General features: G+C 42.8%; 20 protein-coding genes. 11 read left to right on the top strand and 9 right to left on the bottom strand.

Features of this window, described 5'->3' with window-relative positions:
* Positions 1-170: 170 nt before the first annotated feature.
* From nirD to QZ995_RS00900, 3 genes are all read right to left on the bottom strand, one after another.
* Positions 171-497, bottom strand: a complete 327-nt coding sequence (gene nirD / locus QZ995_RS00910) for a nitrite reductase small subunit NirD (RefSeq protein WP_301801871.1) — start codon at positions 495-497, stop codon at positions 171-173.
* A gap of 49 nt (positions 498-546) precedes the next feature.
* Positions 547-2,982 carry a nitrite reductase large subunit NirB gene (nirB, locus tag QZ995_RS00905; protein WP_301801869.1) on the bottom strand — a complete coding sequence of 812 codons (2,436 nt, stop codon included), beginning with the start codon at positions 2,980-2,982 and terminating at the stop codon, positions 547-549.
* 268 nt (positions 2,983-3,250) lie between these two features.
* Positions 3,251-4,033: a Cof-type HAD-IIB family hydrolase gene (locus QZ995_RS00900; protein ID WP_301801867.1), complete on the bottom strand. Its 783-nt coding sequence runs from the start codon at positions 4,031-4,033 to the stop codon at positions 3,251-3,253.
* A 143-nt stretch (positions 4,034-4,176) separates the two neighbouring features.
* On the opposite strand from QZ995_RS00900, the gene yunB reads away from it, so the two are divergent.
* Positions 4,177-4,881, top strand: coding sequence for a sporulation protein YunB (yunB, locus tag QZ995_RS00895; protein ID WP_301801865.1), 705 nt, complete (start codon positions 4,177-4,179; stop codon positions 4,879-4,881).
* A gap of 18 nt (positions 4,882-4,899) precedes the next feature.
* On the opposite strand, the gene QZ995_RS00890 is transcribed toward yunB, so the two are convergent.
* Positions 4,900-5,463 (bottom strand): DUF402 domain-containing protein, encoded by a 564-nt coding sequence (locus QZ995_RS00890; protein ID WP_301801864.1) that lies wholly within the window; start codon positions 5,461-5,463, stop codon positions 4,900-4,902.
* A gap of 362 nt (positions 5,464-5,825) precedes the next feature.
* Here QZ995_RS00890 and QZ995_RS00885 point away from each other — a divergent pair, with 362 nt between their 5' ends.
* Positions 5,826-7,607, top strand: coding sequence for a flavocytochrome c (locus QZ995_RS00885; protein ID WP_301801863.1), 1,782 nt, complete (start codon positions 5,826-5,828; stop codon positions 7,605-7,607).
* A gap of 126 nt (positions 7,608-7,733) precedes the next feature.
* Here QZ995_RS00885 and QZ995_RS00880 read toward each other — a convergent pair whose 3' ends face one another.
* A complete protein-coding gene (locus QZ995_RS00880; protein WP_301801861.1) occupies positions 7,734-8,207 on the bottom strand; it encodes a GNAT family N-acetyltransferase in 474 nt (157 codons plus the stop codon).
* A gap of 402 nt (positions 8,208-8,609) precedes the next feature.
* Here QZ995_RS00880 and QZ995_RS00875 point away from each other — a divergent pair, with 402 nt between their 5' ends.
* From QZ995_RS00875 to QZ995_RS00845, 7 genes are all read left to right on the top strand, one after another.
* Positions 8,610-9,620: a FecCD family ABC transporter permease gene (locus QZ995_RS00875; protein WP_301801859.1), complete on the top strand. Its 1,011-nt coding sequence runs from the start codon at positions 8,610-8,612 to the stop codon at positions 9,618-9,620.
* Positions 9,613-10,671, top strand: coding sequence for a FecCD family ABC transporter permease (locus QZ995_RS00870; protein WP_301801857.1), 1,059 nt, complete (start codon positions 9,613-9,615; stop codon positions 10,669-10,671). The genes QZ995_RS00875 and QZ995_RS00870 overlap by 8 nt, the downstream gene beginning before the upstream one ends.
* Before the next feature lie 129 nt (positions 10,672-10,800).
* Positions 10,801-11,790: an ABC transporter substrate-binding protein gene (locus tag QZ995_RS00865; protein ID WP_301801855.1), complete on the top strand. Its 990-nt coding sequence runs from the start codon at positions 10,801-10,803 to the stop codon at positions 11,788-11,790.
* 319 nt (positions 11,791-12,109) lie between these two features.
* On the top strand, positions 12,110-13,702 hold the full coding sequence (locus QZ995_RS00860; protein ID WP_301801853.1) for a spore germination protein: 1,593 nt from the start codon (positions 12,110-12,112) through the stop codon (positions 13,700-13,702).
* 23 nt (positions 13,703-13,725) lie between these two features.
* Positions 13,726-14,838: a GerAB/ArcD/ProY family transporter gene (locus QZ995_RS00855; protein WP_301801852.1), complete on the top strand. Its 1,113-nt coding sequence runs from the start codon at positions 13,726-13,728 to the stop codon at positions 14,836-14,838.
* Positions 14,813-16,114 (top strand): Ger(x)C family spore germination protein, encoded by a 1,302-nt coding sequence (locus tag QZ995_RS00850; RefSeq protein WP_301801850.1) that lies wholly within the window; start codon positions 14,813-14,815, stop codon positions 16,112-16,114. Before QZ995_RS00855 ends, QZ995_RS00850 begins: the two co-directional genes overlap by 26 nt.
* Positions 16,115-16,247: 133 nt before the next feature.
* Positions 16,248-17,108, top strand: coding sequence for a DUF2087 domain-containing protein (locus QZ995_RS00845; RefSeq protein ID WP_301801849.1), 861 nt, complete (start codon positions 16,248-16,250; stop codon positions 17,106-17,108).
* Between the two features lie 84 nt (positions 17,109-17,192).
* Here QZ995_RS00845 and QZ995_RS00840 read toward each other — a convergent pair whose 3' ends face one another.
* Both QZ995_RS00840 and QZ995_RS00835 read right to left on the bottom strand, forming a co-directional pair.
* Positions 17,193-18,140 (bottom strand): nucleoside hydrolase, encoded by a 948-nt coding sequence (locus QZ995_RS00840; protein WP_301801848.1) that lies wholly within the window; start codon positions 18,138-18,140, stop codon positions 17,193-17,195.
* 3 nt (positions 18,141-18,143) lie between these two features.
* Positions 18,144-19,115, bottom strand: a complete 972-nt coding sequence (locus QZ995_RS00835) for a nucleoside hydrolase (protein ID WP_301801846.1) — start codon at positions 19,113-19,115, stop codon at positions 18,144-18,146.
* Positions 19,116-19,354: 239 nt separating this feature from the next.
* Between QZ995_RS00835 and QZ995_RS00830 the strand changes: the two genes are divergently transcribed.
* Positions 19,355-19,936 carry a biotin transporter BioY gene (locus tag QZ995_RS00830; protein ID WP_301801844.1) on the top strand — a complete coding sequence of 194 codons (582 nt, stop codon included), beginning with the start codon at positions 19,355-19,357 and terminating at the stop codon, positions 19,934-19,936.
* Between the two features lie 101 nt (positions 19,937-20,037).
* Here the strand turns inward: QZ995_RS00830 and QZ995_RS00825 are convergent, their stop codons facing one another.
* Positions 20,038-22,332, bottom strand: coding sequence for a thiamine pyrophosphate-dependent enzyme (locus QZ995_RS00825; protein ID WP_301801842.1), 2,295 nt, complete (start codon positions 22,330-22,332; stop codon positions 20,038-20,040).
* A gap of 17 nt (positions 22,333-22,349) precedes the next feature.
* A complete protein-coding gene (locus tag QZ995_RS00820) occupies positions 22,350-23,369 on the bottom strand; it encodes a 2-oxoacid:acceptor oxidoreductase family protein (RefSeq protein WP_301801840.1) in 1,020 nt (339 codons plus the stop codon).
* 312 nt (positions 23,370-23,681) lie between these two features.
* Between QZ995_RS00820 and QZ995_RS00815 the strand changes: the two genes are divergently transcribed.
* Positions 23,682-24,797 (top strand): acyltransferase, encoded by a 1,116-nt coding sequence (locus QZ995_RS00815; protein ID WP_301801838.1) that lies wholly within the window; start codon positions 23,682-23,684, stop codon positions 24,795-24,797.
* Positions 24,798-24,830: the final 33 nt, after the last annotated feature.

Below are 24,830 nucleotides of genomic sequence, written 5' to 3'. Positions count from 1 at the left end.
CTCAGTGTGTGAAAAAGATCACATTTGTACCTGTTTTGTGATATGGTTCACAAATTTGTTTCATTTCACTTATAAAACTGTTGTAACACTAAAAACCATTGATATATAACACATTTCGGATCATCAAAAAAACAAAAATGATACAGGTTATAAACCTGTATCATTCACTTTTACCTGCACTCCATATGAATCGAAACAATATCATCTATCACCTGTAATGGATAGGTTTTGACCTGGCCTGTGTCAGGAGCCTGAACCTGACCGCTTTGTAAGCAAATCTTCCAATCATAAAGAGGATCGTATACATATTTGCCGGAAACGATGCCTTCTGATAAAGGCCCTCCCCGATACGGACTTTTATCCTCAAGGGCATACATATTCCCATCCGATAATCGAAAGACGCAAACTCGCTCCTCCCCTAGCTGTACCACTCTCCCCAGTTGAACAGGGAACTCTTCCACTCGTCCAATCGTGATTGTTTTAGTGAAATCTCCCATCCTGTTTTCCCCCTTTTTTTCATGACATTGGTCCATTATCATTTCTGTACTATGACAGACTTTCCACCTTAATTGGTTCAAACAGCTTTGTTCTGGTTTCCTGATCCTGCAGTACTTTTTGCCATGGATCTTGGACTTGAGCAAGTGCTAATTCGATACGAGCAAATAGCTGCTGACGATTCTCTACATCCTCAACCACATTTTTATGAATCATTTCCAACCCCATTCGCTCGACCCATTCAGAAGTACGTTCTAGATACTTGCCTGTCTCACGATAGTATTGGATGACTGCTCCGCAAATCTCAACTAATTCCTCATCGTTTTTTACTTTGCACAATAAATCAGCGACACGTGCTTTAATACCGCCATTACCGCCAACATAGATTTCCCATCCGCCATCGTTACCCACAATCCCGATATCTTTTGTGCAGGACTCCGCACAGTTGCGTGGACAACCGTTTACCGCCATTTTTAATTTAGCGGGCATATCGAGACGTTCGAATTTTTTCTCCAAAGCAATACCCATCCCAATCGAATCAACAGTCCCAAATCGACAGAAACGAGAACCAACGCAGGTTTTCACTGTACGCAAGGCTTTGGCATAGGCATAACCAGACGGCATATCGAGCTCTGCCCAGACTTTTGGCAGATCCTCCTTCTGTACACCCACCAGGTCGATTCGCTGTCCACCTGTCATTTTGACCATTTTCACATCATATTTCACAGCCACATCAGCAATCTTTTTCAAATCCTCCGCTGTCGTTACCCCGCCGTACATACGTGGTACTACCGTATAGGTACCGTCTTTATTAATGTTAGCGTTCAAACGTTCATTCACAAAGCGTGAAGCTTTTTCGTCCTGATACGTTGTCGGATGAATCATTCCTAAGTAATAGTTCAATGCAGGACGGCATTTGGAGCAGCCTTCTGGGTTTTTCCATGCTAATACATGCATTACTTCTTTAATCGTAGCAAGGCCCATCTCTTGTATCTGGGCTACGATTTCATCACGGCTTAACGTAGTACATCCGCAAATTCCCTGTTTATTGGCATTGATATCAAAATGATCTCCAAGCACATATTGCAACACTTGTTCCACCATTGGCTTACATCCCCCGCAGGATCGTGCTGCACCAGTGCAGGCTTTTATTTCATCTACCGTTGAGCAGCCTTGTTCCTTTATCGCTGTCACGATACTCCCTTTTGTGACACCGTTACAGCCGCAGATGATCTCTTCATCAGACATCTCCGCTACTAAAGCTGCTTGATTTCCTCCACCACAACAAGCTCCTCCGCCCATTATGGAAGCGTACACCTCGTCGGTCATTTCTGTGTGGTTGTTGATCAGCTTTTGTAAGCGAGCAGACTCATTAACATCGCCGAATAGGATTCCGCCGACGATTTTGTTGTCTCGAATCAGAATCTTCTTGTAGATCTTCTTCCAATCATCCTGCATACGTACGATGGTCATATCCGCTTGATCCTGAAATTCACCTGCTGAAAATACGTCAACTCCAGAAATTTTTAATTTAGTAGATACAACGGAGCCTTCATAGCCCTTCGTCTCAAGCTCACATAAATGCTTGGCTAATACAGCACCCTGTTCAAATAATGGAGCTACCAAACCGTAGCAAAGTCCGCGATGCTGAGTACATTCCCCAACCGCATACACATCTGGTGCCGATGTTTGCAGCAGGTCATTTACAACAATTCCTCGTGCTACCTCAATATTGCTTGCTTTGGCCACGCTGGTATTCGGTACGATTCCCACTGCCATTACAACAAAATCGGTCTCCAAAGCGCTTCCATCTGCAAAACGAAGTCCCGAGACTCGCTCGTCGCCAAGCAGCTCTACCGTTTGTTTTTCCATTGCAAATCGGATGCCCTGACGCTCTAGTTCTTCTTTTAGCATGTTTGCTGCCGTGTCATCCAGTTGCCGTTCCATTAAAACATTGCCTAAATGCACGACCGTTGCTTCCATTCCCAAATGAACCAAGCCCTTAGCTGCTTCCAAGCCCAACAGACCGCCACCAATCACGGCAGCTTTTTTACAGGTTTTAGCAGCTTCTATCATTTGATTGCAATCCTGAATGTCTCTAAAGCCAATTACTCCTTGTTTATCCGCACCAGGCACAGGTAAAACAAATGGTTGAGAGCCAGTAGCGATTATGGCTTTATCGTAAGAAAATACCGATCCATTATCTGTGTACACCTTTTTCGCTTCGGTATCAATATGAGTCACTGCTGTGCCTGTTTGTAGATCAATCTGATTGTCTTGATACCAGCTATAGTCATTTAACACGATATCATCAATCGTTTTACTGCCTTCCAGCACATACGAAAGCATAATGCGATTGTAGTTGGGATGCGGTTCGTTTCCTATGATTGTGATATGATACATCTCTTTGTTGTTCTTTAAGATTTGTTCAATAACATTGACGCCAGCCATACCATTTCCGATTAATACGAGACGTTGCTTCTTCATAGACAATCCCCCCAAAATATTCTATATATGTTTGTGAAATAATGCACAAAAATGACTCTACGTGATTCTAAATTCGCTCTATGATCTATTTTCACTTCATGTAAAGCATTGATATACCAAGGATTTTACTGCTCTTTTTATCTGTGTACAGACCGAGTATAGTATAGAAAAAGACCAGCAGATGTGTGGTAAATCACAGGTAAAATGACAATTTTTCTAGCTAATGAAATAAAGCCGATCGTCCCTGAAAAAGACGGTCGGCTTTCCTTTACAGCAAGATGTTCAATTCCTTTAAAGCATGGCTGATACCGCCCTCATCTACGTGCTTCGTGACATAGTTTGCGTGTGGAAATACGTCAGGATGCGCATTTCCCATCGCTACTCCCATTCCTACAAATTGAATCATCTCAATGTCATTCTTGCCATCACCAAAGGCTACCGCTTCTGACCGATCTACTGTTAGGTGCTGTAGCAAGGCTTCAATGCCTTTTGCCTTAGAGCCATCCTTTGGCATCACATCCAAGGACACATCATGCCAACGGAAAAAGCGCACGTTTTGAAGCGCATCGTCTTGCTCGTAGACCCCTTCTTCTCCTTGAGCACAGTGAAGCCAGCATTGGTAAATCGGCTTGTTACGGAATGCCTCTGCATTCATGCCGGGCGGGTCAAATAGAATAGAGGAAACAGCACGATTCACCATCTCATTTCCCTCATGTGTCGCATAAAAGGAGTCGTCACTCAAATACACAAGAGCATGATCACGTGCCATCACAAGCTGGTACAGTTTCTCAATACTTTCAGCATCAATAGGAGTAGAATAAACCACTTCCCCTTTGTGCTCTACATACGCACCATTAAAGCATACCAGTGTCTCAATTCCTAAATCCTCTGCGAGGTCTCGAACATGAAACGGTGAACGCCCAGTAGCAATAACCGTATGAATCCCGCTAGCCTGTAGCTGACGGAGTGCTTTTCGAGTATCCTCTGGAATCTGCTTCTGCTCATTTAACAACGTGCCATCCATATCAAAAAAGATAACCTTGTAGGGCATGCGCTTCACTCCTTTTTTTGATTTACCGTTCATTATAAACGAAATATTCTCACTTCATAAATGAAGTTCTTTGCATGAACCCTTGGCAAGCTGTCATGTTTCTCCCTATTTGTAACATATAGTCTACAGATGGGGTGATCTAGATGGCTATTCGCATGAGACGCCGGCGCATTCGGACGTCCAAAAAGAAAATTTTTTTTATTACCTTCATTATTTTTCTTGCAATCATCATCCAGAGTATCGTCTTCCTAGAGCAAAAAATTAAACCTACCTTATTAGTGATCGCCAAGCAGAAATCAGAGCAAATTGCCAAAGAGGCCATCGCAGACGCGGTGACCAAAAAGATCGCTCAAATTGATATGAATACAGCCGAAGTTCTAGACATTGAGAAGGACAGCGATAATAAAATACGGGCTATTAATTTTAATTTTCAAGGATATTCAAAAATCATGGGGGAAGCCAATCAACGTATTAAAAACAGACTAAAAGAGTTTGAAAGTGAAAAAATTGAAGCTCGCGTACCTCTGGGATTAGCCTCAGGCAACTCTTTCTTGTCCGATACGGGGCCTAAATTACCGATCACCTTTAGCCCTGTTGGTTCTGCAAAAACATGGCTTGACCCTAAGCTATCGGAAGCTGGGATTAACATGGTGATGGTAACGATCTATCTGCAAGTAGAAGTTCGCTTGCAAGTGATCATACCTTTTGCAACTGATCAAACCATTGTCACAACCTCCATTCCCATTACCAACTCTCTTGTCGTGGGAGAAGTGCCGGACTATCTGTACAACAATCCGCTAGGCAAGCCAGAGGTTCCCAGAATGAAGGTAGAGCCACCAGCTAAATAATACAAAAGGAATCCTCCTTTATTGGGAGGATTCTTTTACTTGCAGGACGATATCTCGCCATTCTGTCGCATGAGCTAGCACTAGCTTTGGTAAGATACATGTATCATTTGCTACCTCTGCGACCAGCCGTTCCATTTCCATTACGGCCAAATCACGCTCCCACTCACTAATCATGTTGTTTTGGAACGCCTCCTCCAGTTCATCCTCATCCAAAATCTCAGTGATCCCAGAAGGCATCATCGCTAAATCTAGATACAAATCATCATAGCAAGGAACACCATTTTCCCCTATAGCATGCCTAAGAACAATATCAAAATAGAAGTAGACTACTTTACCTGTCTGATCTATCATCGCGGTCATAACATAATGCCGCCCCGCGGGAAAGCATTGTATCCAGACGTATCCATCATCAGCGATACAAATTTCTTGTTCGTTACACGTTACCCAGTATGGTTCCTCCATTTTTGTTAGAACGAGACCAGTAATGATTCCGTCAAAGTACTCTCCACGTTGGGCCAATGGTATAAAATGCTTGTCTATCACTGTTGTCCACCCTGTTACATCTGCATATTTCCGTTTCATGAATACGTCTCCTTTACCCTGTAGCATCATCGTCTCTTTTCATTGTAACAGACGGAAATTTAATTTGAATTTTAAGACTTATAGCACTATTTTCATCTTGAAAATCTCGTCAACATAACTTCACAGATTAAACACAATCGCTTAAAACACTTGATATGAAAACGCTTTAGAATCACATCGTACCTATACAGGATGACGCTATCTGTAAATTGTGATTTTTTTCACTTAAGCTTTTATGAATGGTTATTACAATCATGGTGAACCGATTATGAGTATCCTTGGTTGCAATCAAGAATTATGATTCAGATTTTTTCCTGCTCTCCCTTCTCATTACTATACATATATCCAAGGAGGTTATCGTCTTGAAGGGTTTATCAAGGATTTTTATGCTTTTCTTAAGTATGGCTATCATAGTAGCCATGGCTGGATGCAGCAATCAAGGCACCGCCCCTGCAAAAGGTGAAACTGTGAAAGCTATCGGTCAAGCTGACGGTAAACATGGCCCAATCAAGGTTGAGGTGACAATTACAAACAACGAGCTTTCAGATATTAAGGTTCTCGAACAAAAGGAAAATGAAGTATTATCCGAGCCGGTATACAAGAAATTGCGAGACCAAATCATTGCCAAAAACAGCACGGAGGTAGATGCGATAAGTGGTTCTACTCTTACAAGCCAAGGCTATATCAATGCTGTAGGGGACGCCTTGAGTAAATCCGGACTGACGTTAACTGCTAAAGGTTCAGATACTTTTGCAACAGTCAAAGAGGAGGCTGTACAAAATTACGATGTAGTAGTCATTGGCGCAGGTGGTGCAGGCTTCGCGGCTGCTATGGAGGCGAAAAAAGCCGGGGCCTCTGTAGTTCTGCTGGAAAAAATGCCATCCGTCGGCGGTAACACTCTGATTTCCGGCGCAGAGATGAATGCTGCTAACAACTGGGTACAAGCAAAAAAAGGCATAAAAGACAGCAAGGAGTCCCACTACCAAGACACCTTAAAAGGCGGGGATAACGTAGGGAACCCTGCTATGGTGCGTGTGTTGACAGATAATGCAACAAGCGCAGCAGAATGGCTAAGGGATGAAATAAAGGTGGAATTTTTACCAGATCACCTATTCCAATTCGGCGGTCACTCTGTGCCTCGTGCCCTCATCCCTAAAGGTCACACTGGCGCAGAAGTAATTACAAAACTAAAAGCAAAAGCTGATCAGCTGCAAATTCCTGTCAAAACGGAAACGAAAGCGGAAGAATTATTGAAAAATAGCGAAGGTCGTGTCGTTGGCGTTAAAGCCAAAACTGCCGCTGGTCAAGAAATTACCTTTAACGCAAGCAAGGGTGTCATTGTTGCAACTGGTGGATTCGGTTCCAACGTAGAAATGCGTAAGAAATACAACCCAATTTTAGATGAAAGCTACATGTCTACCGATACTCCTGGTACAACTGGTGACGGTATCGTGATGAGCGAAAAAATCGGGGCAGCCATCACAAATATGGAGAGTATTCAAACATACCCAATCTGCAATCCAAAGACAGGTGTTATTTCATTGGTAGCGGATACGCGTTTTGATGGAGCTATTTTAGTGAACCAAAGTGGTAAGCGCTTTGTAGAGGAATTAGAGCGCCGCGATGTGATTTCGAAAGCGATCCTTGCTCAGGAAGGTAAATATGCCTATCAGGTCTGGAACCAAGCTGTAGGTGATATTGGTAAAACAGTAGACGTGCATAAAGATGAATATGACATGCTTGTAAAAGAAGGCTTATTAGTGAAGGCTGATACATTGGAAGAGGCAGCAAAGCATTTTAACATCCCAATAACAGAGCTTCAAAAAACAGTTGACCGTGTCAATGGATTTGCTAAGAATGGTAAAGACCTAGATTTTCATCATCGTGGAAAGTTAATCGAAATGACACAAGGCCCTTGGTACATTGAAAAAGCGGTTCCTTCCGTGCACCATACCATGGGTGGATTAGTCATTGACCCTGAGACTCATGTACTGGATACCAACGGAAAAATAATTGCTGGCCTTTACGCAGCAGGAGAAGTAACCGGCGTGATCCACGGGAAAAATCGTCTAGGTGGTAACGCAATCGCCGACATTTTCGTATTCGGTCGCATTGCCGGACAGAATGCGGCTGCACAAAAATAATGCAGATTGATTAGCGATTAACATGAGAAACATCGAGCTACCGGAGAATTTTCGGTAGCTTTTTTATTCCTGACGCGCCTGAGGAAAGCCTCTTCTACAGAATTGGCTTTTTTCTTTTCTGCTTGATTACTGTGAGGTTTTCCATTCCATTTGCACATAGATACCTGAATGATCAATCTCTTGAAAGCCATGCTTTTTATACAGATCTCTTGCCCGCTGATTGGTTGCAGCAACATGCAGGCGAACGTTAGCCCCGGCTTGATTAGCCGATTCTAGCAGCTCTTGAAGTAGCTGTGAACCATATCCTCTCCTCTGATAGGCTGGCAGAATCGTCATATCTGCAAGAGTCCAGTAGTCGGGTTGCTTATCAATTAATAATCGACCGATCCGCTCCTTCTGGTGAACAATTACGTACCATTCCATGTGTGGATAATTACTTTCATAAGAGCGCTTTTGACAGGTGTATTGCATCTGTAGAAACTCTTTCTGCTGTTGCTTGGTCCATCCCCATTCAGCTATCTCTTGCTCACGTGTACTAGCATATACCTGAAATAAAAAGCCATCATCTGCCTCACTTGCTACCTTGCGAATGAAAATCATGATACTACCTCCCATACACAATAATGCCTTCATGAGCAACTCTGCTCTTATCATGTGGAAAAACGGCCGTGGGCTTTGATAATATCAGCCCATTTATGGTTTTATTGCACAGCGCCTGTACACAATTGATAACATCCCTTCCTTACCTTCCCCCCCTTTATTCTGCATGCTGCAGGAGTGAAAAGCTGTTTATCAAATAGCGCTTCCTTGAGTTACCTCTATTTTCTCAAATAACGAAATCAGTTCTTTTTAAATCAAGACCTAATCTATGAAGACAGCTATCCTCGTCGGGAAAAAGTTTATCGGCATATAATTGATAACGATTTTCATTGACATTATATTCTGATTTTTTTACAATCAATATGCTAATATGCAATATTTTCCTAGAGAGGGGTCTCTGTCATGTCTGGTTTATTGCAGAGCCGCCGAGCCAAAGTCTGGGCATTATTGACCGGTATCTTGTTGCTGTTCGTCTCTATGCTGATGAGTATCTTGTTCGGCTATCATATGTTTACCTTCCACATGTTACTCGATATGCTTTGCCAATTTGATGGTTCAAAGGAACATCTCCTTCTCAGAGATGTTCGATTACCCGCAGCTTTTATTGCGGCCAGTGTAGGGGCTAGTCTAGCCATTGCTGGCGTTTTGATGCAAAATCTAACAAAAAATCCGTTAGCCTCGCCTTCTTTATTCGGTATTAATGCTGGTGCGGTACTTTTTATCGTGCTCACTCTATTTTTCTTTGACTCGGATTTAACCCTTACACAGATGGTCTGGATCGCTTTTGCTGGAGCTGGTGTGACTGCCGTGCTGGTGCTGATTCTAGGTACGATGGGCAAGGATGGTTTTTTGCCTATCAAAGTAACATTAGCAGGAGCGGCTGCTTCGGTATTTGCTTCCTCATTTACTTCAGGGATTATGCTTATAAATAATGAATCGTTAAATCAAGCATTATTTTGGCTAGTGGGCTCCGTCACTGGACGAAAAATGGAGCATCTTACCACGGTCTTGCCTTATATGGTGATCGGCTGGATGATTGCTCTGTGTCTCTCTCACGCGCTCAATTTAATGGCAATGGGAGATGATATGGCAAAGGGCTTGGGCTTACATACTGCTTTCGCTAAGCTTCTCATCATTCTTGCGGTGATTTTATTAGCAGGTGGCTCTGTTTCCTTAGCTGGCCCAATTGCTTTTGTGGGACTGATTATCCCACATATTTGCCGATATATTGTTGGAGTTGATCACAAATGGCTGATTCCATTTAGCGGGGTAACCGGGGCTATTTTATTGGTTTCAGCCGATACTGCCTCTCGATTCTTACTGATGCCAAAAGAGGTTCCCGTTGGCGTAGCCACAGCATTGTTAGGCGTCCCATTCCTTATTTATATCGCTAGAAGGAGTAGCTATGAGTAAACCATCTTTTGTTCATAAATTTATAACCATTCGGAGTAATAGACCGGCCCTCTCCGCTCAGCTTTCTATTTGTGATTTACTTGTATTGGTTATCCTATTTTTGGTGTTGATTGTCTGCACACTGCTAAGCATTGCCTTTGGCACGACTCGAATCCCCATTCCAGATATCCTAGCCACGTTTGTAGGTGGAGACGTGACTAATCGGATCGTCATTTTGGAATTACGAATGCCAAGAACATTAATGGCCATTATGATTGGTGCTGCTTTAGGCGTAGCTGGTGCTATTACGCAAGGAGTCTTCCGCAACCCTCTAGCCTCACCCGATTTATTAGGCGTGACGGGGGGGGGCTCAGTGGCAGCCGTAGCCTTTATGACATTCAGCAATGGACAAACCAGCATCCATTGGCTACCGCTTCTTGCTATTGGCGGCGCCTTTGCAACAGCCTTCATAAACTATACGTTTGCTTGGAGAGGTGGCGTTTCGCCTTATCGACTGGTATTGATCGGCATCGGAATTTCTACGGCCATGTCCGCTTTAACCACTTTTTTATTACTAAGTGGTCCGGCACATTTAGCTTCTCAAATTCTCGGCTGGTTGACTGGTACAATTTACGGCACATCCATGAAGCATGTCATAGCTGTTTTGCCGTGGATCATCTTTTTTGTGCCACTCGCTTGGCTACTGGCTCGCAGACTGAACGTGCTGACGCTCGGTGATGAAATCGCAACCGGATTGGGCAATCCTGTACAGACAACCCGTTTTTTGCTCATTCTTATCAGTGTAGCACTCGCTGGAGCCGCTGTAGGACTAGCCGGCAATATATCATTTATTGGGCTTACTGCACCCCATATTGCTCGGCGTTTAGTCAGTTCGCTTTATGGGGTATTAATACCAGCCTCTGCTCTATTAGGTGCTATTATTTTAGTGCTGGCTGATCTTGCAGGCAGAATGCTATTCTCTCCTGCCGATATCCCAGCCGGAGTCTTTACCGCAATCATTGGTGCACCATTCTTTCTCTATCTTCTCTATCGAGGACAAGGAAAAAAGTAAGTATATACAATTTATTCTGGAAATTATGTTGACATGTACCATATATTGTATATAAAATATATTTGATAATGATTATTGTTATCATTTGAGTATTTTCAAATTTAGAACATTTAAGGGGAGAATCAATTCATGGTTCAAAAAAAATGGTTTCAAATTCCTGCATTGATGCTGCTTTGCATGGTGTTTTCTCTTCTTGTATCCGGTTGTGGCCCAACCAACACTGCAACATCAGCTCCTGCAAAAGCCTCGACAGAATTAGCAACAGCATCAGGTGATTCTTACACCATAGAACACGCGATGGGCAAAACAGAGATAAAAGGGACCCCGAAACGAGTCGTTATTTTAACCAATGAGGGCACAGAAGCACTTTTAGAACTTGGGGTAAAACCAGTAGGTGCTGTTAATTCAGGTGTTGGCGATGGCTGGTATCCGCATATTAAAAGCGAAATGGATGGAGTAACCGAGCTAGGCTATGAATCACAGCCAAACATTGAACTAATTGCATCCTTAAAGCCTGATTTAATCATTGGAAACAAGGGCCGTCAGGAAAAAATCTACGATCAATTGAAAAGCATTGCACCTACTGTATTCTCTGAAGATTTAGCAGGTCAATGGAAAGAAAACTTCAAGTTGTACGCAAAAGCTTTAAATAAAGAAGAAGAGGGTAAAAAATCCATGGCTGCTTATGATAAGCACGTGGAAGAGATTAAAGCAAAACTGGGCGATAAAGCTAATATGAAAGTATCCATTGTACGTTTCTTGCCAAATGCAGTACGTATTTATCAAAAAGACACGTTCGCCGGCGTGATGCTCAAGGATTTAGGTGTTGCCCGTCCTGCTGCGCAAGATAAAGATAACTTTATGGAAGTCGTTACGAAAGAACGTATCAATGATTTAGATGGCGATGTCATGTTCTTCTTTAACGCAGATTATGATGAGAAAAAAGGCGGAACAAAGAACCAACAAGAATGGATGAACGATCCGCTCTTCCAAAGCCTTAATGTAGCGAAGAAAAATACAGCTTTCCAAGTAAACGAAATTATTTGGAACACGTCTGGTGGTATCAAAGCTGCTCATAATATGCTAGATGAGTTTTTAGGCTTCGTTGAAAAATTGTAGGTTTCATGAGTAAGTGAACGTGTAAAGCAAGGAACATATCAAAACTGGGTGAATCCCTGTGGCTCCTAACTAGGAGGACAGTGGAGACACCCTTTTTTATTGCGACTCTTAGGGTTATAACAAAAAAACTTTCATACAGAGTGTTTTTGTTATTTCGTTCTCTTATAGGGGACTGAGCATCTTTTGGATTCCCATTAAAAGGCGATTTCCAAGCTGGCCTGCATGTTTTACCTATAAAATACAAATACTTCCTATTAACACCAGTAAGCTAGGTATCTGACTACTCTTTTGTTTATTACTGCGATACAAGGGGTTAATTATGTCCACTTTTTTTCAGCGCGCAAAACAGTTACGACAGAAGCATTTGTCTGCAAAAAAAAATTCAAAAGAAAGTGCTCCCTTTTCATCAGATTTATCGCGATCTCTTTATCAATTACAAGATGTTTTTGGAAAAAGCTATGATGTCTCCACACGCGAAATCTATCTGAATCAATTACAAAAAAAAGCGGCTATTCTCTATGTAGAGGGAATTATTGATAAGCAACAATGGAAGGAGTTTTTATCCCCTTTTACCTCCAATCAAAAAAAGGCGAAGGACCAATCTGCCCAGAAAAACGCAGAAGCAACTCCGTCTCCTTCCGTTGAGCAACTGGTTACTACACTTTCCGTTTGTCGGAAAGTAAAAACATATACACGGGCCTCTGATTGCATAGAGGATATTCTTCGTGGATATACGGCACTGTTAATCGACTCATATGATTGTGCTTTTCTATTGGATACAGCCTATTTTCCCTCACGTCCTATGGAAGAACCGGTCACTGAATCAGTTATTCGGGGACCACGGATTGGCTTTGTAGAAACTATTGCTGATAACGTTGCCCTATTGCGCCACCGTATACGAAATCCTAAATTAACCTTCCTTTCCCAAGAAATTGGGGAGCTTGCTCCTAAAAAGGTAGTAATCTCTTATATAGAAGGAATTGCAAACTCTGCTTTAGTGGATGAGGTCATACGCCGCGTAAGCAACACTATGATTGATGATCTGCAGGAATCCAGCTATTTGGAGCACTTGATTGAGGATGATCCCTGGTCGCCGTTTCCATTGATTCAAAGCACGGAACGGCCCGATCGTGTCGAGGCTGCTTTATTAGAAGGAAGAGTATCCATTTTAATCGACGGATCACCCTTTATCTTAATTGCTCCCGTTACCTATCCCATGCTGCTGCAATCCCCTGATGATTACTACCAGCTTTGGTATATCGGGTCGATCCTGCGATTTTTACGATTTATTTGTGTGCTAATCTCGTTGTTTCTACCATCTCTCTATGTATCACTGGTCTCTTATCATCAAGGGCTGATTCCCATGCGGCTCGCCTTTACGATTGCTGGGACACGAGAAGGTGTACCCTTTCCAACCATCATTGAAGCATTAATCATGGAAATTACTATTGAAATTCTGCGTGAAGCGGGCTTGCGCCTCCCCAAGCCTTTAGGACAGACGATCGGAATTGTTGGCGGTTTAGTTATCGGGCAATCGGCTGTAGAAGCAGGGATCGTAAGTCCAATTATGGTCGTGGTGGTCGCTCTTACTGCCATCGCATCATTTACGATTCCTCAATATGAAGCAGGAATTGTCATTCGTTTTTTACGTTTTGGAATGATGCTGTCTGCTGCTTTTCTAGGTTTGTATGGGGTCATTTTGTTCTTTATTGTTCTGACCTCTCATTTGGTAAAGCTCAAGAGCTTCGGTGTCGATTATCTAGCACCTTTTGCACCGATCATAACCAAGGATTGGAAAGATTTTATTTTACGTCTGCCCCATAAATTGTTAGTGAGACGCCCTCAAATTCTTCAACCGATGGATACAAAAAGAATAAGGAAAAAACCTCAAGATAATTCTACAAGGAACTAAACAAGAAGGAGGTACGAGAAAGAATGTCACTTAATTTCCAGCCTAAATTCTCTGGTCTTGATGTGTCCGCTTTTATTGCATCTATGGTCATAGGAGTATCTATTCTGACTTTACCGCGTGTTGCTGTTGAAGCAGTAGGGACAGCTGATGTCTGGATTGATGTACTGGCTGGGGGGATTTTAGCAATGATAGCTGGCTATTTTTGCGCCAAATTAAGCCAACAGTATCCCTCGTATCACTTTTATCGAATAACGCAAATTATTGCAGGAAAATGGATAAGCTCACTGATTATCTTAATCTATTCTCTCTTTTACTTTTTTTTATGCGTCTATGAAGCACGGGTACAAGCTGAGGTTATTCGTCATTTTTTGTTAGACCAAACGCCTATTCATATGACGATCATCTGCTTTTTATTGGCAGGATTATATTTGGTAATGGGCGGTGCACATCCTATTGTTCGTCTGTTCCTTCTCTATTTTCCGGTCACGATCCTTATTTTATTTTCTATTGTTCTCCTTAATTACCAAAGCTTCCAGATTCAAAATTTATTACCAGTTTTAAAAGATGGCTGGATGCCTTTGCTCCATGGCTTGCCAGCCACTTCCCCCTCCTATATGACCTTCGAGGTGATTATGTTTTTGACTTATATGATGAAATCACCTGCAGATTCCTCGAAAAGTGTAGTAATAGGTCTTGGCTTTGCTACCCTGATCTATACAACAATTACCTTGATGGTAGTAGGAACCTTGACTGCCCATGAGGTTAAAACGCTGACTTGGCCCACGATGGAGTTCGTAAAGCAGATCGAATTTCCCGGGGCCTTCTTTGAACACTACGAATTGTTTTTTATGGTCATCTGGGTATTTAGCATTTTTACTACTTTTGTCTTTTGCTTTTATTTAGTAAGTCTAGGATTAAGCTTACTTGTACCGATAAGGCTGCCTTTGCTACAGGTTTTGTTGACCCTGCTTCTATATGCTTTCGCCATGGTACCGCAAAATTTAGACCAAGCCTTCTCATTAGGCACACAGCTTGGTTATGCTTCAATTATAACATCCGTAGTCATTCCGATTTTATTGCTACTCTTCTCAAAATGGAGGAAACCTGTCAATGCCCAGCAAGACAAACAAACATAATTGGGTGGCTTTTGTGCTCACACTCTCTTTAACCCTATTGATATCGGGATGTTGGGACCGTCAGGAAATTGAAGATTTGGGTATGGTCATTGGAGTTGGAATTGATTCCCCCCAGAAGGGAAACGATTCTGATTCACAGCAAAACGAAGAGGGAGAGGAGGGGGGGTCATCTGATGCTGACTCTGAATCAACACAGCAGGAAGATGATGCTGGCTCAGGCACTAAGGTGAATCAAAAAATCCCCATCCTCTTAACTCATCAAAATGTTTTACCTAAGGTTCTGGTTGGCACTGCTAAAGTAACCGGCACTCAAAAAGAAGCCTATTTTAATATTTCTGGTGAAGGCAACTCGTTCTTTGAAATAATCCGCAATTTTGCTACCAAAAGCTCCAGACCCCCATTCTTTCTGCATGTCAAGACGATGGTGATCGGGGAAGCTATCGCTAAAAAATTAAGCCTGAACAAAATGCTAGAGTACTTTTTACGCGACACGGAACTTCGCAGAACCGTACTGGTTGTGGTAGCCAAAGGTCGAGCTATTGATATACTGAATAAAAAACCGCTTAATGAAACGCTTCCCGCAATCGAAATCCTTAGTATTCTAGATAATGTCAGAAAGAGCTTAGATATCGCCACTCCTGCTTCACTCGGTTATATTTCAGAGAATATGACCACGAAAAGCAGCTTTATGATTCCGCGCATAGAAACATTAAACAAGACCATGAAGATATCAGGAGCTGCTCTTATTAAAGGTGACATCGGAAAAATGATCGGATGGCTAGGCGATGAAGAAGTACGCGGTGCCAATCTGCTCATAGGAAGCGGAAAATCGAAATGGGAAAAGCACGCGGGTCTGATTAAAACTACTATGCCTCCGAATAACAGCATGATTATCTATGAGATTCGCACCATTTCAAGTAAGGTAACGCCCAAAGTCCAAAATGGAAAAGTCTCATTCTCTGTACAGATAAATCTGAATGGACGAATCGGCGAAAATTGGTCTAAAACGGAAAACAGCTTTGAAGACAGCTATCTTGAGAAGGCTGGAGAAGCTTTTGAGAAAAAGATCAAGGAATTAACGAGAAACACGCTTAACAAGCTCCAAAAAAAATGGAAAATAGATGTTTTGGAATTTCACAAGGCTCTGTCTGTTCACTATCCAGATGTTTGGGAAAAAATGAAGGACAATTGGGATGAGGAATTTAGCAAAGCTCCTGTTGACGTTCAAGTAAAAGTGCATGTAAGGGAATTCGGATTAAAAGGCTCAAAACATTAATTATCGGAACTACATGATCAAAAACAAAACCCACAGGGTCACGACCTTTGTGGGTTTTATACGTTAATCTTGACTAAAAACAGACAAGATATTAATATGTCTATAAATAAACAAACGATTGGGGTTTTCATCTATGGATATTTTAGCTGACTTGTTTTGGAAAGCATCTATGGAAGAAATAAAAAATGGCTATGTTTACAATGAGAAACAAGAGAACTTTACATGTCTCGTTTGCGGTCAGACCTATGAAGAAGGAATTATTTACCCAATTAGTGACAATTGGTATGAAGCCAAAAAAGCCATGAAGCATCATATTCATGACGCTCATACCTCGATGTTTCACTTTCTTTTATCACTGGATAAAAAGGTGACCGGATTAACCGACGTACAGCGTCAGCTCCTTGCTCAGTTTTATGAAGGACAAACCGATGCCCAAATTGTCCAAAATAGCAAAGGACGAAGCAATTCCACTATCCGTAACCACCGTTTTATGTTAAGAGAGAAGGAAAAGCAGGCCAAGATTTTTCTCGCCATCATGGAATTGCTGGGAGAAGCTAACCAGTCTTCCCCCAAATCAAACGCTGGCTCTGCTCCTTCAGTCGAAACCGCATCACCCAAGAAAAAAATCCGTGAACCGAAAAGTCCTTTTCTAGCTGTTCCACCTACTGTTAAATTTCAAGACGAGCGCTTTGCTATGACGGAAGAAGAATATCAAGAAATCTTACGGACGTACTTTCCTGACGGATTGGATGGAAGGATAAAGGAATTCCCACTTAAAGAAAAGCGCAAAGCAGCAATACTGCATCATATCGTAGGTCGTTTTAAGCGCAACACACTTTATACTGAAAAAGAGGTAAACGCTATACTTACAACCGTCTACGAAGATTACGCCATCTTACGCCGCTATCTAATTGAATATGGCTATATGGATCGCAAGGCAGATGGCAGCTCGTACTGGCTCATTCCATTTACACCGCAACCGCCAGCAGAATAACAGCAGTCGGAGCAGACACTACTGTCTGCTCTTGACTGCTGACTAATTAAGATTTGAGCCGCATCCTTCCTCCGGGCCAGCTGCTTAGATGTTGTTTTTCGTTATCACCTGCTGTAGGAAATGGGAAACAAAGCGATTAACATCTACTTGTAGGCATACATCCATATTGGGCGATTGCTTTGGAGGATTTCGTCTGTCACCGATGGTTCTGCCGATAGAGGCCGAGCCTTCCGTGTCCACAGATACGTACATTGGCGTTGCTTGAACAAAGGACGGATCAATAACCACCCCTACTGCTAGCGGATCGTGTAAAGCGCATCCTCCAAGGTAGGGGTTAATTTTAGCGTAGGCATCCATATAGAATTCGCTACAAGATGCTAAGAATTTGCCTACTGGCGTACCCGACTCTCTCCACATATGGGTATGTTCCTTGGTCAGCAGGGTTTGCATAGTAACATCTAGCCCTACTAAGGTAATCGGTATACCTGATTGAAACACAAGCTCTGCCGCCTCTGGGTCCGTATAAATATTTGCTTCCGCTACCGGAGTTACATTTCCCGGAACTGTAACTGCTCCTCCCATAATGACAACTCTCTTTACGAGTGAAACAATCTCAGGGTCCTTCATAATGGCCAAGGCCAAATTGGTTTGGCTAGCAACAGTAATAAGCGTTACTTGCTTCGGGTATTTACGAACTTGCTCAATGATAAAATCAGCGGCATGCCGGTCGATTTCCTTTGCCTTTGGTTTGGGCAAATAGGTATTCCCAATACCGTCCTCCCCATGTATATGCGTAGCATTCGCCTTTAAAGGGGAACGTAGCAAAGGTTTGCCTGCTCCTTTTGCCACAGGGATATCCGTTGCCCCTAGAATCTCAAGCACTTTTAGCGTATTTTCTGTCGTAATATCCACAACGTGATTTCCAAAGCTAGTGGTTAGGCCTAGAACGTGTAAAGCAGGCGATTGTATCGCATACGCAAGCGCAAGCGCGTCATCAATTCCTGTATCGACGTCTAAAATAACGTATTTCATCGATTAATTCCTCCCGCTCGCATCCATCGTTAAAGTAGTAATCCAATGCTGTATGAAACGCTCACTGTCTGCCTCTGCACCCGTAAGCACTTTTCGTCCAACGCTCGCTGTTTGTCGTAGATCGGCGATAAGGGCTCCGCGTGAAACCTCCCCCTTGCATTCCACTTGAACAAAAGTCTCTTCGGTACGAATTAAGCTACTATCTAGTGCTATACCAACCGCTAACGGACCTTGCATAGCGATTGAGGGCTGGCACTGCTCGGCAGCTTCATATTTCCCAAATTGAAAACGTACCATCTCTTCTATAAAGGACAGCACACTTTCTGTATGTGCTGATTTATTGTGGAGTAATTGCTCTAGGTGTCTAGATGTAAACAGTGTTGGTTGAGTTATATCTAACCCAACGATTGTAATAGGCAAATCGGCTTCTAACACAAATAAGGCAGCTTCGGGATCTCCCCAAAAATTGAATTCTGCTGCCGCCGTCACATTTCCGGCTGTACGAATTGCGCCACCTGCAATGATTACTTGCTTGATTTTTCTTCCAAGAGAAGGGTCCTTGGCAACCGCATTTGCTAGATTTGTGAGGCGTCCCATCGTGACGATAATTAGCTCATTTTCGCATTCTTTCGCTTTCGATAGGATAAAATCACTAGCTGACGTTGCCAAGGCTTTTTGCCGGGGCTCAGGTAAATAAGCATGATCCAGCCCGTTCGTACCGTCATTTTGCTCATTGCCAATCTCTTGACGAATTAATGGCTTACAGGCCCCTTTTATTACCGGTACCTCGTATCCTGCTTGTCCTGCTTCGACTACCTGTAAGGTATTATAAGTGGCTTGGTCCAAGCTAACCTGCCCTGCCCCAGTAATAATGCCTTCCACGCGAGCCTCTTTCGATTGCAACGCATATAAGATAGCAAGTGCGTCATCAATGCCTGTATCTACATCTAGTAACAACCGTTTTTGGTCTGCCATCGTCCCACTCCTGTCGTTAGAAAAAAGCTAGTTTTTCATGATCATAAACCCTCATTATCTCCAAGTGTACCATATTTTCTGCCCTATCATGCCAAGCTAGGCATCTTACATTCTGGCTTCCTCAAATATTCAAATTGTTTCTTCTATCACATCCCATTATTTACAGCGAAATATTCTTTTGATACAATTTTAGTAAACCTAACTATACTATTTGTTTACATTAAGAATCGAGGTGCCTCATGCAACATCGCAACGAAAGCTTACGAACTTATATGGTCATTGCTATTTTTACTGCGATTACTGCAGTATTTGCACAGATTACAATTCCATTGCCAATCGTACCCATTACAGGCCAAACTCTAGCTGTAGGCTTAGTGGCAACAGTACTTGGAAGTCGCTATGGTACTGTATCTATGGCACTTTATGCCCTGCTAGGAGCAATTGGCGTACCAGTGTTTGCAGGCTTCTCTGGTGGTCCACAAGTATTGATCGGCCCTACCGGAGGCTTTATCTTTGGCTTTATTGCTACTGCCTTTATAATGGGCTGCCTTTTGGAAAAAACAAAATATACCTTCCCTATGGCATTGATTGCGAACCTCCTTGGGATGGCAGTCACTTTTCTCTTCGGTGTAGTCCAACTGAAGCTAGTCCTGAACCTAAGCTGGGCTGGTGCAATGGCTGCAGGGGTAACTCCTTTCATCGCTGGTGGGGTTATTAAAGCAGTGCTGGCTGCTTACGTAGGCATTATTCTGCGGAAACGTTTGATTTCGATCGGGATGTTAAAAGATAAATCATCCACCAACCGTTTGGTACCAAATTAAATAGAATTCGATTCTGTTTGACCTAAACTTTAAAAAATCCCGTCCTGATACAACTCTCAGAGACGGGATTTCGCTTTTTAGGTTATAACAATAACTAACTTTTATAAATAAGGACTCTCGTGCTTCGCTTTCAGCATATTCCAGCGACGTTCGATCTCCGTTTCAAATTCCTTGAGTAAGGATTCATTCTCAGGGCGCAGCAAGTGTCTCGTTTTCCCTAATAATTGAAGCCATTCTGTCACTGGTACACGTTTGTTTTTCTCTTCCGGATTAAACGTGATCTTAGTTTTTCCCTTCTCTACTTCATATAACGGGAAGAAGCAGCTAGTAACGGCCGTTTCCACGATGGATTTCCCCTTATCCTCCGGAGCTTTCCAGTTGAGAGGGCAGCTAATTAAAATTTTGCCGTAAACCGTACCGACATGCTGAGCATACCATTGGGCTTTTGCCGCCTTTTTAATTAAATCTTGCGGAAAAGCCTCTGTTCCTGTAAAAACATAAGGAATGTTGGTTGCCGCCATGATTTGTACCGTATCTTTATGGTGGAACGCCTTCCCTTGTCGCCCTTCTCCAAGATTGGAGGTAGATGTCATATGCCCCATTGGCGTGGAGTACGACATTTGCGATCCTGTATTCATGTAGCCTTCGTTATCATATTCCAAAATGATTAGCTTATGATTGCGTAATGCTGTACCAATTGCAGGTCCCATTCCAATGTCCATACCACCGTCACCAGAAATCATGATGAAGGTTACGTTGCTCTGATCTACTTCAATTTCCCCTCGGCGTATGCGTTCCCAGAACATCTCCACGACACCTGAGAGCGTGGCAGAACCATTCTGGAAGAGGTTATGAATATAATTGACCTTATGAGCAGAATATGGATAACCCGTCGTTACAACCATCGCACAGCCTGTGTGGAAGAGAACGACAATATCACCCTCAATCCCTTTAAAGAACATTTCTAACCCAGAAAAAATTCCACAGCCTGGGCAGGCACCGTGACCTGGGGCGATACGCTTTGCTTTTTTAGTTAGCATGCGCATTGGTGGTACTTTTACTTTCAAGTCGCCGCTTTCCTCATCATGAGTAACTGTAATGAAGCCACTGGTTTGCTCTTTCGTCAATGGTTCCAGCACGCGTGTTGGACTAGCCTGTTCATCCCCAGGGGTAATGCCATGGTAGTCAAAAGAAGCTACTTTTCCTCCCTGTAATTTTTGTAAGCATAGTGTAAAGAACGCTTCTGCATCTGAAGCATAAAAATCTTTACCTCCCAAGCCAAAAATCCGCGTTAGGACAGTCGTATCAGCCTTGGCGTCCAACATAGCGGCTTTAATTTCATGACTGATATTCCCGCCATGAGCTCCGTAGGAATCCGCCCGCTCCCCTACTAGCACCACTTTTACATGACGAAATGCTTCCTGCACAGCTTTTTTCGGAAAAGGACGGATGATATTTGGAGATACCACACCTGCTTTGATTCCTTTTTCCCGTAAGCTGTCTACTACATCACGGGCGGTATCAGACGCGGAGTTTAGCAAAAACAGCGCGATCTCTGCATCTTCCATTCTATATTCATCCAGCAAGCCGTAGCGTCTGCCCGTTAGCTCCTCAAACTCCTTAGCCACATCAAGGAACACCTGCTCCGCCTCGTACATGGCTTGCGACTGCTGATATTTGTTATTGATATAATCAGGGTCGTTCATATATGGACCGATGGTAGTCGGATTTTTCACATCAGTGGAATCAACATAAACCGTATTCTCTCCGACAAATCGGGAAACATCTTCTCGATTTGTAAAATACTGAACGCGCCGCTTCTGGTGCGAGGTAAAAAATCCGTCCGAGGCTACAATTACGGGTAAACGAACATCTTGATGCTCGGCTACGCGCAGAGCAAACAGATTCATATCATACACGGCTTGCGGGTCCTTGGCCAAGAGAATCGGCCAGCCTGTATTAAGTGCATAGTATAAATCGGAGTGATCTCCCCGTATATCCAATGGTCCTGACACTGCTCGTGTTACCAGATTTAAGACCATCGGGAAGCGGGTACCGGATTGAACGGGCAACTGCTCCAGCATATACAATAATCCATTTGCTGAAGTGGCATTGAATACGCGTCCGCCCGCCGTAGAAGCTCCATAGCAAATCCCAGCCGATCCATGCTCTCCATCTGCCGGAATCATGACGATATCATGCTCCCCATTAGCTTTCATCTCATCCAGATATTCAGCAATTTCTGTTGACGGAGTAATCGGAAAATAGCCCATTACATGATAATTGATCTGAGCTGCTGCTTTCGCCGCCATTTCATTACCGGATCTGAAATCAGCCGTCTCCGCTACACAGGCTTTGGGTTTTTGTTCTGGTGACGTTGTTGCATTTACACTCATGTCCCTAGCTCCTCCCTTTACGCTCTTACCATTGCAAATGAATGTTTAACGGCATGCTCACGTGCATATTGTTCTTCTTCTCGTTCACAAGTTAGCGATCCAGTTGGACAAACCTCCACGCACTTCATACAGCCCTTACAATATTGATAATCGATACCACGTAAAAACTGCTGAGCACGACCGCGCTTATCTTCGCCCTCTTCCCATACAAAACAGTAATCTGGGCAATGCATTTCACATGCTGCACAGTGAATACATGTCTCTTCGTTAAAATGCGGTAGATAGCCTTGACGAGAAGCACTCAGATCTTTTAACACAGAGTTGCCTGGATTTGTAATCACGCCCCCGATCGGCTGTGTCAGATAGCCAAGCACCGTCCCTGAGCTTCTTTGAATAGAGGACTTTTCTTCTTTCAAATTTGTTGCCGCGAATGTTGTGATGGTTCCTTCCGCATACCCTGCGTCAAATGTGCGTAGATTAGACTCAACCAGCTTAGGATACTTGGTTTCGAATGTTTCACGAATAATCTGTCTGACAGCCTCTGGTCGCAGAAAATCTACAACTCGGCATAAGGCGCCCATCATTGCTGTATTAATGCGAGTTTTTTCACGAAGAGAAATCCCTAAAGCGTCTACACATAGAATGGTTCCTGCGAGTAGCCCTGTTCGTTCTTTAATTTCTTCAGGCGTTTTCGACGTATTAACGATCAGGATACCGTCTGATCCTAGGCCAGCCGTACAATCCTGTGTCGATAGCATTGCTTCATGAAATACACCCACTACATGCGGCTCATCGATAGGGGAAGTAGCACGTAATTTCATTTCAGGATTGGCAAAACGGACGAAAGCTTTTACGGGGGACCCTTTTTTCTCTGACCCGTAGGAAGAAAAATTGGAGCCATTCAGCCCCAGATGAATAACGCCAGCTTCCGCCAGCATTTTACCAGCTAAATTTGCCCCCAACCCCCCGATTGATTCCAAACGAATTTCGTATAAACCCAACTCATTCATCTTTGTCAGCCTTGTTTGTGCATTCAATTTTTACACCCTCCCATTGTCCCTATGTAACATCCCATATATCATTACTTTGACTTACCTGATCTACTGCCGGTGTAGAAACTGTGTTTGTAAATGCTGCTTTTTATCTTTCTATCTTTCGTCATTGTAAGTTGTATTGCTAAGAAACATTGTGAAAAACCTCACACAAGAAAAAGTTATGCTTCCTTTCCTTTTACATCTAGTAATTAATCAGCCTTCTCCAGCTCTTATTTCCATTAGGTAGATATTGAATTGTAATAAGGAAATTATGTAAAATAGAAAAGTATGACATTTATGAAAGAGGAAACTATTGTGGAGAATCGTTTAAGAGAATACGATTTTATTCGAGTCTTGTGCGTGCTGGGCGTCATTGCCATCCATGTGACATCGCATTTTGTTACTCGAACTGATTTTGCTTTTATTTGGAATCAATTATCACGCTTTGCTGTCCCCATGTTCATGCTTTTATCGGGATTCTTTCTTTTTTATCAGGATCGGCAGCTGCAGCTTCACCAACGCCCTCCCATGAAAAAGCGTATGAAAAGACTGATTATTCCTTACATCTTATGGACAATCATCTATGCGCTGTATACTCAAAGCGGGCTGTTGCACAATCAGAATTATTTCATGTGGACCGATTATTTGTTAAAAACATTATGGCAAGGAAAAGGCTATGTCCATCTGTACTTCATGTTAATTGTCTTTCAATTTTATCTGTTGTATCCATGGTTGCGCTCTTGGTATTATCGCTCACCAAACAGCATGCTCTTCGTTAGCTTACTCCTGACAGTAGGCCTACAATCGCTGATTTACCTCTCGCAGCATGCTAAGGTTGGATTTCTCCTGCCAAAATTATGGTGGCCCTATAGCATTCCCATACCGGTCTGGATTTTCTTTTTCACAGCCGGCATGTTTTTAGCTCAATACCGAGAACACTGGGGAAACTGGCTCAAAGGGAAAACCTTTTGGCTGCTTCTGGCTTGGGTCCTTACTTTTGGCCTGGTTGTGATGGATACAATATGGTCGCGTACCTATACCCTATCTATTAAGCCTAGCATCATTTTGTACTGCTTCATTTGCTTTTTCCTTTTTTATAATATGGGACGTTTGTTTTATCAGAAAAAAAATCCGCTTCACCCTATCTTCAATTGGATTTCGGAGCAATCGTTTTTGATCTTTCTGTTGCATCCCTTGTTACTATCCTATTTATCCTCATTAGCTGTGGCAAATAAGCTGGAATTTTTATGGAAAGGAAACCTTGGGATTGTAAATCAGTATCTGATTACGGTTATAGTCACTTTGCTAATTACCTATCTCTTGTCCCGCTTTTCTTGGATCCATCTTTTGGGCGGAGTTCCTCCAAAAAGGCGAGCGAAAGGCATAGCAGCAAATGTAACTCATACACCCAAACAAACAACTGGAATGTAAATATCACACCGATATAAAAAAAAGATGCTTGAA

The sequence above is a fragment of the Brevibacillus laterosporus genome (genome assembly GCF_030489605.1).
Taxonomy (GTDB): Bacteria; Bacillota; Bacilli; order Brevibacillales; family Brevibacillaceae; genus Brevibacillus_B; species Brevibacillus_B laterosporus_E.
This window is presented reverse-complemented; position numbering and strand designations above follow the sequence as displayed.